This is a genomic window from Streptomyces sp. NPDC047515 (assembly GCF_040643055.1).
Classification (GTDB): Bacteria; Actinomycetota; Actinomycetes; order Streptomycetales; family Streptomycetaceae; genus Streptomyces.
In genome coordinates this window covers 59,712-73,044 of the sequence record NZ_JBEYTM010000041.1, presented here as the reverse complement: position 1 = coordinate 73,044, position 13,333 = coordinate 59,712, and the positions used below count along the sequence as shown (strand labels likewise).

General features: G+C 72.7%; 8 protein-coding genes. 1 reads left to right on the top strand and 7 read right to left on the bottom strand.

Annotation, left to right across the window (positions count from 1 at the left end; all coding sequences use genetic code 11):
• Positions 1–91 precede the first annotated feature (91 nt).
• From ABZ826_RS28015 to ABZ826_RS28000, 4 genes are read right to left on the bottom strand one after another with little or no spacing between them, the layout of a single operon-like run.
• Positions 92–697 carry an ATP/GTP-binding protein gene (locus tag ABZ826_RS28015; RefSeq protein ID WP_361454002.1) on the bottom strand — a complete coding sequence of 202 codons (606 nt, stop codon included), beginning with the start codon at positions 695–697 and terminating at the stop codon, positions 92–94.
• The gene (locus ABZ826_RS28010) at positions 678–1,100 is read right to left on the bottom strand and encodes a DUF742 domain-containing protein (RefSeq protein ID WP_361453999.1); all 423 of its coding nucleotides are present in this window, start codon (positions 1,098–1,100) and stop codon (positions 678–680) included. Before ABZ826_RS28010 ends, ABZ826_RS28015 begins: the two co-directional genes overlap by 20 nt.
• Positions 1,101–1,109: 9 nt before the next feature.
• Positions 1,110–1,553, bottom strand: a complete 444-nt coding sequence (locus tag ABZ826_RS28005; RefSeq protein WP_361453996.1) for a roadblock/LC7 domain-containing protein — start codon at positions 1,551–1,553, stop codon at positions 1,110–1,112.
• A complete protein-coding gene (locus ABZ826_RS28000; RefSeq protein ID WP_361453993.1) occupies positions 1,550–4,501 on the bottom strand; it encodes a nitrate- and nitrite sensing domain-containing protein in 2,952 nt (983 codons plus the stop codon). The genes ABZ826_RS28005 and ABZ826_RS28000 overlap by 4 nt, the downstream gene beginning before the upstream one ends.
• A gap of 429 nt (positions 4,502–4,930) precedes the next feature.
• Here ABZ826_RS28000 and ABZ826_RS27995 point away from each other — a divergent pair, with 429 nt between their 5' ends.
• Entirely contained in the window at positions 4,931–5,371 is a 441-nt protein-coding gene (locus ABZ826_RS27995) for a hypothetical protein (protein WP_361453990.1), read from the top strand.
• A gap of 417 nt (positions 5,372–5,788) precedes the next feature.
• On the opposite strand, the gene ABZ826_RS27990 is transcribed toward ABZ826_RS27995, so the two are convergent.
• From ABZ826_RS27990 to ABZ826_RS27980, 3 genes are all read right to left on the bottom strand, one after another.
• Complete coding sequence (locus tag ABZ826_RS27990) at positions 5,789–10,627, bottom strand: hypothetical protein (RefSeq protein ID WP_361453987.1); 4,839 nt, start codon at positions 10,625–10,627, stop codon at positions 5,789–5,791.
• A 60-nt stretch (positions 10,628–10,687) separates the two neighbouring features.
• Positions 10,688–11,617 carry a hypothetical protein gene (locus tag ABZ826_RS27985; RefSeq protein WP_361453984.1) on the bottom strand — a complete coding sequence of 310 codons (930 nt, stop codon included), beginning with the start codon at positions 11,615–11,617 and terminating at the stop codon, positions 10,688–10,690.
• A 181-nt stretch (positions 11,618–11,798) separates the two neighbouring features.
• On the bottom strand, positions 11,799–13,325 hold the full coding sequence (locus ABZ826_RS27980; protein WP_361453981.1) for a hypothetical protein: 1,527 nt from the start codon (positions 13,323–13,325) through the stop codon (positions 11,799–11,801).
• Between the last annotated feature and the right edge of the window lie 8 nt (positions 13,326–13,333).

The following is a 13,333-nucleotide window of genomic DNA, read 5'->3' as shown; positions in this document are numbered from 1 at the left end:
AGAACCCCCGCCCCTTCGCCTGGACGAAGAGCGCCGACGAGATCCTCGAACGCCTCGCCGCATATCTTGATCGAATTCCTGGCGCAGGACACTAGGTCGTCGCGGGCTCGCGCGGACGCTCCACGCGGGCCACTGCGTGCTCGACGACCGTCACCAGTACGTCCCGGGCGGAGGAACGGTCGCGTGCGTCGCACATGACCACCGGTACCTCCGGATCCAGGTCCAGTGCCGCCTGCACCGTCTCGACGGGGAACGCGTCGGCCCCCTCGAAGCAGTTGACGGCGACGGTGAACGGAATCGCGCGGCGCTCGAAGTAGTCGACCGCCGCGAAGCAGTCCTCCAGTCGCCTGGTGTCGGCGAGCACGACCGCCCCCAGCGCGCCCTGGGCCAGTTCGTCCCACAGGAACCAGAACCGGTCCTGCCCCGGAGTACCGAAGAGGTAGAGCACCAGATCCTCGCGGAGCGTGATCCGGCCGAAGTCCATGGCCACGGTGGTCGTGGTCTTCGCCTCCACACCCGCCAGGTCGTCCACCGGGCGGCCCGCCTCGCTGAGTCTCTCCTCCGTGCGCAGCGGCCTGATCTCGCTGACCGCGCCGACCAGAGTCGTCTTGCCCACTCCGAAGCCGCCCGCCACCAGGATTTTCAGGGTAACGGGCTCCACGGGCCGCCTGTTGCGGCTAGAGCGCCCGAAGGCCATTGATCACCTCGCGAAGAATGTTCACGTCCGGCAGTTCGGCCGGCGGAACGGGACGGGTTACGTGCACCAGCTCGTCCTCGACGAGATCGCCGACCAGCACCCGGACCACCCCGACGGGGAGGTCCAGGAAGGCCGCGAGTTCGGCTATCGACTGGGGCATGTCACTGCAGAGTTCGACGATCTCCACGTGTTCCGGGGAGAGCGTCTGGTCCCGGCCGGGGTCGTCGGCCGCGGGTTCGGGGACGACGACCGCAATCAGGTCGAGCCGATGACGGGAGGCGCTGCTGGTACGGCCTCGGGTCATCGCGTACGGACGGACCACCGGTCCCGCGTCGGCGTCGTACCAGCGCGAGGCCTGCGGGTCCGTGGGCGTGGCCGGTGATCTGGAGGAGTCAGCGCTCATTCCGTCCACTCACCCCCCGGCGGACTGACCGGTCGTCCGGGGTGCGTTGGCCAGGTGGGCACCGACGCGCTTCACCATCAGCGTCATCTCGTAGGCCACCAGGCCGACGTCGGAGTCGGCGTCGGCCAGCACGGCGAGACAGCTGCCGTCACCGGCCGCCGTGACGAAGAGGAACGCCTCGTCCAGTTCCACGACGGTCTGGCGGACCCGGCCCGCGTCGAAGTGGCGCCCCACGCCCTTGGCGAGGCTGTGGAACCCCGAGGCGACGGCCGCCAGATGCTCGCTGTCCTCACGGGTCAGGTCCTTGGACGTGCCGGTGGCGAGGCCGTCGCTGGAGAGCACCAGCGCCTTGTGGATGCTGGCGACGCGCTCGACGAGTTCGTCGAGGAGCCAATTGAGCCGGCCTGTGCCCCGGTGTGCGGCGTTGGGTGCTGCGGCGTTCGGTGCGGTCATCGACCGTCCCCTCCCGGAGTGGTTCCTTGTGCTGTGTCACCGGGACCGGTCACGTCCTCGGCGTTCTGCCGGCGGCCGCGCTGCCAGCCGCGCTGGAGCGAAGCCATGCGGCTGCGTACCTCGTCCGCGTCCCGTTCGAAGTCCTGAGCCGATTCCGTCCGGGCCGGATCCGCGTCACGGCCGCCGGTGACTTCGCGAAGCTGCGGGGCGAGGCTGGCCTGCCGGATGCGCCGGGGCAGCCCGCCCACGGTCTCACGGGCCGGGGGCGCGGGCTCGGCGGGTGAGTCGGCCTCCGCGGGTGTACCGGGCTCGGCCGGTGGAACGGACCGCGGCGGTGTGCCCGGCTCGGCGGGCTTCCGGAAGCCGGTGGGCTGCCGGGGTTCTGTGGGGTGTCGCGGCTCGGTGGGCCTGTCGGTGCCGGCGGCGGGGCGCCAGGGACCGGCGGCCACGGGCCTGACCCCGCTGTCGGCGCCGGGGCCGTCGGCGTCGGCCGGGCCGGGTGCGGGATCGCGCTCGGCGGTCGTCGGGTGGGATCGGCCCGCCTCGTCGACCCGGCGGCCGTTCTCCGTGACCAGCGTCGGAGGTTTGCGGCGGGGCAGCGGCACCGGGGCAACGGGGCGCTTCGCCCATGCGTCGGCCGCCGGCTCCCCCACCTGGTCGGAGGCCTGCTGGTGCTGCTCGCGGTCGCCGTCGCGGCGCAGATCGCGGGCGCGGAAGATTCCGCCGCGTTCGCTTTCGGAGTCGTCGAGGTCGGAAGCGCCGCCCAGCAGGGGGTCCAGGCCCGCGTCGAGCAGCGGATCGAGTACGGGGTCGCTCTCGAAGCCCAGTGCTCCGACGGGCCCTTCGAGCTCTACGGGCCCGTCCAGGAGGGCCGGGTCGACGAGGCCGGTGGGGACGGGGGCGAGGCCGGAGGGCCTGCCGTTGGCCCGGCGGTCCGGCACCCCGTCCCTGCGGTCCTTGTCGCTTCCCGGTCCCTGACCGGCTGCCCGTGCACCGCCGCCGATCGCCTTCTCCGACCGGCGGTCGAGGCGGAATCCGGTGCCGTGCGTCTCCGGGGCGTCGGTGAGCAGCGCCGCAGGGATGAAGACGACGGCGGTCGTGCCACCGTACGGAGATTTCTGCAGCGAGACACGGACGTTCTGCCGCTGGGCGAGGCGGCTGACCACGAAGAGGCCCAGCCGGTCGGTGTCGGAGAGTTCGAACTCGGGGGTCTCGGCGAGCCTCAGGTTGGCATCGAGGAGGACGTCGGGAGGCATGCCGAGTCCACGGTCGTGGATCTCCAGCGTGAAGCCGTTGGCGACGCGTTCACCGTGCACCTGGACCGCGGTGTGCGGGGGCGAGAACACGGTGGCGTTCTCCAGAAGTTCGGCGATCAGATGGGTGAGGTCGGCGACGGCGGGGCCGCCCACCCCGATGCGGGGCAGCCGACGGACCTCGATCCGCTCGTAGTCCTCGACCTCGGCGACCGCTGCCCGTACCACGTCCATCAGCTGGATCGGCTTGCGCCACTGACGGGAGGGTGCGGCACCGGAGAGGATCACCAGGCCCTCGGCGTGGCGCCGCATACGGGTGGTCAGGTGGTCGAGACGGAAGAGGTCGGCGAGTTCGTCCGTGTCCTCGGTGCGGCGCTCCATCGTGTCCAGGAGCGTCAGCTGCCGGTGCAGGAGCACCTGGTTGCGGCGGGCGAGGTTGACGAAGACCTCGGACACCCCGCGCCGCATGTCCGCCTGCTTCACCGCGGCTTCGACAGCGGCTCGTTGCAGGGTGTTGAGGGCCTGGCCGACCTGGCCGATCTCGTCCCGTTCGTACTGCAGGTGCGGTGCCTCGGTCTCGACGTCGATCTGTTCGCCCGCGGCGAGCCTGCGCATCACACTCGGCAGCCGTATCCCGGAGACCTCATGGGCGTCCTTGCGGAGCCGGGAGAGGTCACGGATGAGCTCCCGGCCGATGCGCACGGAGACGAACACCGAGGCGAGCAGGGCGAGGAAGCCGAGGACGCCCGCGATCCCCGCCTTGATCAGAATACTGTAGCCGGCCGGCTTTCCGCGGTCCTGGAAGCGGTTGTTCAGTTCGGTGGAGTCGTTGGCCAGCCGGTCCAGGACCGGCGGTGCCACTTCCTGCCAGCGCTCGGCGTCGACCGCACGCGGTTCGTCGGTGGGACCCGCGTCGATGAGCCGGCTCTCCGCGGTCCTCAGCGCTTCGCTGTCCGGGCTCGCCCAGTACTGTTCCACGCGTTGGCGCTCCGACGCGGGCAGCATTTCGCCGTTGATCTCGTAGAGCAGCTTGCGATTGGCGACGAGGTCGGAGATCTGGCGCAGTTCGGAAGCGGTCAGCCGTCCGGCGATGAGTGCCGACGCGACCAAGGCGTCCTCCCGGGAGAGCATTTCGCGGGCTCGCGAGATGCCGGCCAGCGCACGGACCTGCTTGTCCATCGAGACGTTCTCCATCGTGCGGAGACCGGTCAGAAAGCGGTAGCAGGGATCTATGAGCCGGTCGTAGAACTCCATTGCCTTCAGGCGGTCGATGGTGCGTTCGTCGACCGAATCGCGGAGCGCGCCCAGGCCCTCGACGGTGCCGAGGACCGAGTTCAGCTGCGTTTCGTCCTCGGGTCGCAGCGCGTCGCGAATGTCCTTCTGCCGCGCGCTGTCCCTGACGTCCGCCACGACACGGTCGGTGGTCGCGCGTCGGCGCTGCAGAAGGGGGAGGGCGTTGGAGGCCCGGGGATCGGCGAGGAAGACGAGAGTCTGACGGCGCTCGTCCTGAATGGCGCGGACGGTGTCCTCCAGAGGATGACCGACCTTCTCCACGACGGTGCTCGCACTCATCAGGTGGCCAGCCTCGCGCCCTGTCAGAAAGGTGGCGAAACTCCAGAGTCCGGTGAGGGAGACGAGCGGCACCAGGAGCAGTGCCACGATCTTCCTGCGGATGGACTTCCCGCGAAAGCGCATGGCCTCCCCCAGCCCGACCCCACGGGGCGGGGGTCGTGTTCCGTCAACAAACGGCGCGAGCCTACTACCGACAGAGAGACAATCCGAAGAGATGTCCGGACGATTTTCAGCCGCACTCCCCGACGTCGATCATGAGTTGTCCCGGTATTCCGGGCGATGAAATTCGCGAAAGCGGCAGAAGAGACCTGTCAGAGCTCCGCGTTGCCCGACAGGGCAGTTGGCTGGAATTCTTCGCTCGATGACGGATCGGGGGAATCTTCACAGCCGTTCACTCGTCTCTCTGTACGGGGCAGGGAGAACACGGGGAGTGTCCGGGGCAGGATGGTCCGATCCGCCCGCGTAGAAGCCACGCATGCCGGGCAGCAACCCTGAAGTCGGAGAGCGGTGGGGAGTTGAGGGTCCTTGGATGCGGAAGAGCGTCGGAGCCCGGTGCCGTGGGCACCGGCCTCGGCGGTGACCGGCGGGGTGAAGATCCCGCACCAGCGCCGGCAGCTCTGGGTGGAGGAGCCCGCGACGCGGCGACGGATGCCCGACCCGGTCCGTACCGCCGCCGTGCGTGCCGTGCTCATCATGTCGCTGACGATCACCCAGGCCATGGTGGCGTTCCTCTGCACGCTGACGGGGTCCTGGCTGGCCTTTCCGATGGTGCTGAGCAGCGTGGGCAGCACGGTGGGCGCGACCTGGTCCGTGCTGGACGTCTGGATCACCCGGCAGGTCTGGAATCAGCGCAACGGTGTGGTGTCCATGCCGAGCAGCTCGGCGCGGCAGCTGCGCCGTGAGCGCCGCAGAGCCCGCCGGACGGCGCGGACCGCGCAGCGTGAGGAAGCCCGGATACGCCGCCGGGGCGCGGGCGGCCTCTCGCGGGCCTGAGAGCCTGCCGGGCAGCCTTCGATCGGACAGCGGACGCGGTCTGGTGCGTGCGATTCCGAGGCGCCAGGATGCCCTCGTAGCGGAGCTACTAGGACATTTCGGCAACGCGGGAGGGGGTCCCCCCTGGCCCTTGAGGCCTTGGGGGAGTGCGTGCCAGACCGCGTCCGCCCGATCACAGGCCGCCCGACAGGCTCTGAGGGCATCGGATCTGCCCGACGGACAGGGCGGCCGGGGCTCGGAGGGCTCCGGGCCCTGTCCGGCCCAGAGGTCCGGGCCCCGGTGGGGTGTGGTCAGGGGACGGGCGCCGCGCGGCGTTCCTGTTCTTCGCCCCTGCCCACCGTGCTCACCCGTCGTGCTCGTTCCCCGCGCCTGCCTCGTGGCACTGACTCGTCGCGCTCGATTCACGCCGGCCCGTACTCACTCGACGGACGGGGCCGGGGAGGGGATCCGGGCACTCTCGGGCGGTGTCGCCGTGCGCTTGAACATGCGGGTGGCGGTGATCTCGCCGTGCACCGTCTCGCCGTTCGGGTCCTGCTGCGGCAGCCCGGGACGCAGGTGCTCCTCGACGCTGATGTATTTCAGCCCGGCCCGCAGATCCGCGTCGTTGCGCAACCGGATGACCAGCGGGAATTCGGCGAGCGCCGTGGTGTCGAAGAGCCCGGTCGTGTAGAGCAGCTGCACACCGAGGGCGTCCGACACCGCGCGCTGGAGCTCCAGCAGATAGGTGGCGTTGGCACGGCCGATGGGGTTGTCCAGGAACAGCGTGCCCGCGTGCCGGTGCTGGTGCCGGTCACGGCCCCGGTCGTTGCTGCGCAGCGCGGCCATCGTGCAGTACAGGGCGATGGCGGCGGTGAGCAGCTGACCGCCGGAGAAGACGTCGCCCATCTGCCCGACCGGGACGCGTTCGGCACGGAGCACCGCGTCCGGCTTGAGGATCTCCACGGCGATGCCCTTGGGTTCCAGTGCCGCCTGCACACCGCGCAGCAGGAGGGACATGCCGTCCCTGCGCAGATCCGAGTTCTTCCTGAGGGCTGCGCGGGTGGCCTCGTCGATGACCTCGCCGAGCCGTTCGGTGAGTGTCGCCTGGTCGGGTTCCTCGAAGCGGATCCGGAGGAACTCCTGGCCGGACCACTCCCCCAGTCCTTCGGGGAGCTGGGAGAGCCGCTGGGCGGAACGGAGCGTGGTGAGCGCGGACTCCACGAGGCCGCGGAGCCGGTCGACGATGGAGTCGCGATTGCGCTCCAACTGGGCCAGCTCGTCCGTGAGGACGCGCAGCCGGGGCGCGAAGGCCGCCGCCCACTTCTCGGCGTGCTCGGGCAGCGCCGCCGCCGGCAGCTCGCGGATCTGCTGGCGGGCGGGCGTGCGGACCTGTTCGTAGCGGGTGGAGTTGGCGTGCCGGACGAGGACGTCGCTCGCTTCCCGTACGGCGCTCTCGGCCGCGGACAGGTCGGCCGCGCAGCCGCGCAGTGAACGGCGGGCCTCGGCGGCCGACTGGCGGGCCTCGGCGAGACTGCCCGGGTAGGGCCCGGGTACCTCGGGGTCGTCGTCCGCGCCGTGGTCCCTGAGGAGGTCGCGCAGAAGTGCCGCGGTCTCGTCGAAGCCGCCTGCCGAGTCCTCGGCGGTGCGGTGGGCATGCAGCAGCTCGGCGTGGGCGGCGCGGGCGGTGTCCAGGGTCGCGGTGGCGGAGGCCAGATCGGCCGTGGCGGTGCGCAGGAGATGCTGGGCCTGCTCGGCGTCGGCCGGGACCAGTTCGTCGGGGAGTTCGGTGTGGTGGGTCTCGCCGTCGACCGGGGCCAGGCGCTCGGCCTCGCCGCGTAGCCGGCCCAGCTGCTCGCTCGCGGTGGAGGCCCTGGTCTCCAGGAGCTGGACCAGGGACTCTGCGCGGGCGGCGGCCGCCTGCCGGGACGGGCCGTCGGCGCCGTCCGTGCCTTCGAGGAGCTGGGCGGCCCGGGTGCGGACCTTGTTGGTGAGCCGGTCCAGTTCGGCGAGGGCGGCGCTCTCGTCGCTCTCCGCGCGCGCCTGTTCGGCGCGCAGGTCGGCGCCCACACCCACCTTCTCGTACAGCTGGGACGCGGCCCGGTACGCCTCGCGCAATGCCGGAAGGGCCGGGCGCGGGGTGTCGCCCACGGGCTCCGGGAGGTACTCCGGCGCGCCCGCGATCTCGGCGCGTTCGGCACGCAGCGCGCGGGCGGTGCGGCGGGCGTCGTCGGCGGCGCGCTGGGCGGCCCTGCGGTCCTCGTCGGCGGCACGGGCCCGCTCCAGGCAGACCGTGGCACGGGCCTCGGACTCGGCCGCCTCGTCGACCAGTTCGCGCAGTTTCACCTGCCAGCCCGCGCGTTCGCGGAGCCGGAAGGCGAGGCCCGCGAGGGCGTCGGCGGCACGGCGGGCGCGCTGAGCGGCCTCCTGGCGTTCCTCGCGGACACGGGCGGTGTCCGCGGCGGCCTCGTCCGCCTCGGCGCGCACGGTACGGGCTTCGGCAAGAGCGGATTCTGCCGTCTCGGCGGCCGTACGGGCGGTGCCCGCGGCCTCGGCGAGCTCGGCCAGCATGCCGGGCGGGCAGTCGGCACGCCAGGAGCCGATACGGGCGGCGAGGGAGCGGTCGGCGGCCAGGCGGGCCGCGAGGATCCGGATGTCCTCGTCGCGAGCGGTGGCCCTGCTCCTGAGGGCCTGCCGCTCCTCGTCGGCCGCGTGTTCGTCGTGCATCGCCGGGTTCGGCGGGACGAGGAACACCCCTTCGGCGCTCCCGGCCGAGCCCGCTCCGGTCGCCGGGACGGGGGCGAGCAGGGCCGCGGCGGTGCCCACGGCGACAGCGGAGCGCGGCAGCAGGGCGGCGCCGCTCAGGACATCGCGGGCGCGGGCGTGCGAGTCGGGGTCGGTGATGACCACACCGTCGACGAGTTCGGGGCGGGCGGCGAGTACGGACGCGTGGTCGGCGGGGTCGACGGCCTGGGCGAGGTAACGCCACCCGGGCAGGGCTGGGATGCCGTGCTCGCCGAGGTACTCGACCGTGGCGAGGACATCGGGGCCGGGCGGCAGCAGTCCGCCGTCGCCGAGTGCGCCGAGGATGCGGGAGTCGTCGGCGGCCGCGGTGCGCAGTTCGAAGAGGCGGCGCTCGGCCGACGCGATGCCCTGGTCCAGGAGCTCGCGCAGTTCGCCGGCGCTGCGGTCGAATTCCTGGGCGGTGAGCGGCCGTTGGTGGGCGTCGGGCTGTTCGGCCGTGGTGGTGTGGGTGCCGTGGGCGGGCTGCCCTGCCCGTCCCGCCTGCGCCGTCGCCCCGGTGGCGGCGGACCGTCGGTCGGTGCCGGCCGGGTCGGTGTCCGTTCCGCGGCCGTCCGCGCCGTACGGGGCGTCGGGGTCAGCCTCCGTGCCGGCCGCCGCGCTGCGGGGCCGGGGGACGCCGGTTGCCTGCGCGGAGGGCAGGCCGAGCAGGTCGGCCAGGCGGTGGTCGGACGCGAGGGACTCGGCGGCGCCGAGCTCGGCCTCGTACGACTGTTCCGCGGCCTGTGCGGCGTCGGCGGCACGGGCCGCGGCGAGTTCGGCGCGGCTCTCGGCGGCGGCGGCTTCCCTGGCCAGATCGGCCGCCGCGCGGGCGGCCTCCCTGGCGGTGTCCCACGCGGCGACGGCGGACTGCTCGGCGTCGCTCGCGGCGAGGGCGGCGCGCGCCGGGTCGGCGTCCGGCGCGGTGTCGTCGAGCCAGCCGGCCCGTACCGCCTGCGTCGTCTCCTGCTCGACCTCGGCGAGGCGCTGGCGCAGGTGTCCCGCCTCGCTGCGGGCGCGCTGGGCCTCGGTGGCGGCGGTGGTGGCGTCGCGGTGGGCGGTCTCGCCCACCGCCTGGAGCGTGCCGGAGCGCTCCTCCTCCTCGTTGGCCAGGTGCTCACCGGCCTCCGCCGCGGTGTGCAGGGCCCGTACGAGATCGGCGGCGGCCTCGGCGCGGGCGGCGAGCGCGGGCGCGGCGTCCCGCTCGGCCTCGCGGATGGCGACGGCGACCCGTGCGGACCGGTCGGCGGCGGCGCGGTGGCGCAGCACGGCCTCGGCGGCCTGCCAGGCGGAGTGCAGCGTTCGGGCGTCGCCCAGCTCGCGACGCTGGGCGGCCGCGCCCTTCTCCGCCGCGGTCAGGGCCAGGGAGGCGTGCCGATAGGCCAGTTCGGCGGCGATCAGGGCGCTGCGGCTGCGGGCCTCCTCGGCCGTGCTGACGGTGTGTGCGGCGCCCGTCACCTGCTGGGCGAGCTCGGCGGTCCGGCCGCGCTCCTGGCCCGCGCGGGCGGAGAGCCTGCGGGCGAGCGTACGGGTGCGGCGTTCAGCCCCTGCGTGGATGTCCCTGGCACGGGAACGAGTGGCGGTGGCCTCCACGATCCGGCCGAGCAGATCGACCGAGCCCGCGGTGAAGTCGCGCTCCGCGGTCAGCTCCGCCCGGCGGCCCAGCTTGTTGCCGAAGCCGCTCACCAGGTCGGCGAGGCCGTCCGTGTCGCGGGTGTCGGTGACGGCGCGGAGCAGCAGGTCGGTGAAGTCGGAGTCCTTCTTGACCGCGAAGAGGCCGGCCGCCTCGCCCTCGTCGGCGTTCATCTCGCGCTGGTAGCGGAAGAGTTCGGGATCGAGTCCGAGGTCGCCGAGGTGCTCGTTCCAGCGGTCGTGGATCTCCTCCCAGTGGACATCGAGGTGCTGGTAGAACTTGCCGGCCTCGGTCAGGGCGTCGCGGAAGCCCTTCATCGTGCGCCGTCGGCCCTGCGCACCGGAGGCGCCTTCGGCCGGGCGGTGCACGGAGGTGGCCTCGGCGACCGGCAGGGAGTCCAGGCTGAGTCCGGGCCCGGGGCGGAAGGAGTACCAGGCCTCGGCGAACTTCCTGGGGTCGTTGGAGACCTGGCGTCCACGCCACTCGCTGACCTTGCCGACGACCACGCATTCGCCGGTGAGGGTGTGCTGCCATTCCAGGGCGACATGCCCGCAGTCGTCGGCGAGCAGGAACTTGCGCAGCACGCCGGAGCTGGCGCCGCCCAGGGTGTTGCGGTGGCCGGGCAGCATCACCGAGAAGATCAGCTTCAGCAGCACCGACTTCCCGCCGCCGTTCTCCAGGAAGAGCACCCCGGCGGGGGCGGGGCGGCGCGGCGGACCGACCGGCTCCTCCTCGAAGAACTCCGCCTGGGCCGGGGCGGGGTTGGGCACGGGCTCGCCCACTCCGCGCAGGTCGAGCACGGTGTCGGCATAGCGCGCGCCGGCAGGCCCGATGGAGTAGAGGCGGACCCGGGACAGCTCGTACATGGCGGCGGACTCTCGTCGTTCAGGGAGCGGGAGGGAAACGGCGGTGGGGGGGCGGACCGGTCAGGCGTGGAAGGGCAGACCGGCGTCGGCGGCCAGCTCCAGGTCGTCGGTGTCGGGCGGTGGCAGCAGCGTCGCCGTCCCGTCGCTGACCGGTACGACTCCGAGCTCCAGCAGCTCGGCCATGGCGGCGCCACCGGCCATGTCGCGGACCTGGAGCTGGTAGCGGGCGGTGGTGCGGAAGGCGCCTCCGGCGTCGTCCCCGGTGCGCTGGAGGAAGCCCGAATCGGTGAGGAAGGCGACGGCCTTGCCGACGATGCCGGTGGTGGAACCGGCCAGCCTTCGGGCGTCCTTCGTGGCTCCGGTGGCGCTGCGCCGGGCATAGATGCGCCAGGCCGCCTCCAGTCCGGGGGCGTCGGTGGCCGGGTCGGTGTTGTCGCCGTGCTCCTCCGCGCGCTCCTCCAGCCGATGGCACGCCTGGCGTACGAACGAGTCGACGCCGTTGACGGTGATCCGGCCGATGTACGCGTCGTCGGCGAGATCCTCGGGACGGGGGAAGGCCATCGCGGCGACGGCGAGATGTGCGAGCCCGTGCAGAAACCGGTCGGCGGAGTCGGACGACGCGCGACGGGCGTAGTCGCCCATGCGGACGGCGAAGACCGAGTCCTCACCGGCGGTGACGGCCATCCCGGCGCGGGTGGACACCTCCAGCACCACCAGGCCGAGCCCGGTTGCCACGGCGTCGGCGAGCCGGGCGAAAGCGGGCTCTTCCCGGTAGCGGCGGAGCAGTTCGGCGTATTCGGCGTCCCGTGCGGGCAGCAGTTTGGGCTGGAGTCCGAAGGCGACGAGCCGGGCGGCGTCGGCCGCGTCGGCCGGGGTGACGGGCGCGGGGGCGGCGGGCCCGGCCGGGTCCGCGGAGGCCGTGCTCTCGGTCGCGTACACGGCGGTCGGCTCGCTCCACGCGTCGGCGTGCTGTGCGCGGTGGTCGCTCACGACTGTCGCTCCTTGCTGCGGAAACTCTTGGGTACGGGGTGGACGGGGCGGACGGCGCCGGCTCTCGCCGCGTCCGTCCCGAGCGGCGCGGCTCCGGCCGGTCCACCGGCGGGGCGACGACGCCCCCGGACGGGGTGCGCCGGTCGGATCGGCGACTCGTGCGCCTCCCGAGGCGCGCCCCTCATGACGCCTCCGAGCGGTCCGCGGCCATTCCGGCCGCGTCCAGCAGGGCCGTACCCACTATCAGATCCGCGCCGCCGAACTCCGGGTCGTCGAGCTGCGTTCCGTCGTCGACGGAGAACAACAGACGCTGCTCGCCCTGCCGGTAGGCGGTGCCGACCGGCGGGCTCGCGGCGTGCACCGCGAGCAGGGCGACCAGATACGGCAGCTCGGGATCGCGGCGCCGGGCCTCGGCGAGGAGTCCGGAGAGCCTGCGCGGGGCGTCGTGCTCCAGCTCCAGGAGTTCCATGGCGTTCGCGAGCTGCTCCTCGCTGAACCTGCTGTCGTCCGGAGTGGCGATCAGATCGGGTTCGGGCATCTCGGCGCCCAGATGCTCGCGTTCCAGGGGTGGCGTGAGCAGCATGTCGACGAGATCGCCCACCCGTACCGACGTGGGCGTGCGCAGTCCGGTGCCGTGGGCGAAGAAGGCGTCCGTGACGCGGATGGCGCGTTCGACGGGGAGCGGGAGCAGCGGGCCGACCAGCTGACCGTACAGATCGAGGCCGGTGCGGGCCGCGGGGGTGGCGAACGCCTGCCGGTCCTGCTCGGCGCGGAACAGCGGTCCGGCTTCCAGCAGACGGGACTGCAGCTGGGTGTGGCGGCGGATGCAGTCCTTGACGATGTCGACGAGCTCGGCGGCGCGCCGCTTGTGCTCGGGCTCCTCGGCCTCGTCGCGCGCCTTGCGGATGTTGGTGAGGATCGCGTTCTCGTGGCGGTAGCGGTCGGCGACGTGGTCGAGCGCTTCGGCGATCATGTCGGGGACGGCGTTGAGCCAGTCGACGGCCCGGACGTTGCGCCGGGTGGCCTCCAGCGTCTTGCGCAGGGTCTCCGCGTACTGCACGGTGCGGTAGCGGGCCTGCTCGGCGGCGAGCTGCGCGTCCGCGAGGCGGCCCCGGCTGATGAGGACCTCCAGCTTCACCTCGGCGGCGATCTGGGCGCTGGTGACGTCCGTGTCGAGGGCTCCGACCAGGACGTTGACCGCTTCGTCGGTGGCCCTGAGATAGACGGTGCCGCCGTATCCGGGAACCTCTTCGATCAGCTTGAAGTCGTAATCGCGGCGGACATACACCCCATCAGGGCCGAAAGTGCCGTACACCGCACGGAATCCGCGGTCGACGCTGCCGACATTGATCAGGTTCTCCAGCACCCAGCGGGCGACCCGCTCGTGCTCGGCGGCCGGGCGGTCCGGGGCCTGGGCGGCGACGCGAGGAAGGACCCTGGTCACTATCTGGTCGTGGTCGGCCCCCGTGTCGAAGTCCATGTTGAGGGTGACGAGGTCGATGGCGGCGAGCGCGACCTCGGCCATCGTGTAGACCGTGTACTCACCGGCCAGATTCGCCTTGCGCACATCGAGGTCGTGCAGCGGCGCCGTGCAGGCGAGCGCGCGCAGCCGCCGCGAGAGCCCCTCGTCGGCGGCCGGGCCCGGGGCAAGCCGCGGCCCCGCGCTGAGCTGGGGCGCAGCGTTGTCCGTGTAGGCAGGCGAAGTCACGCTGCACA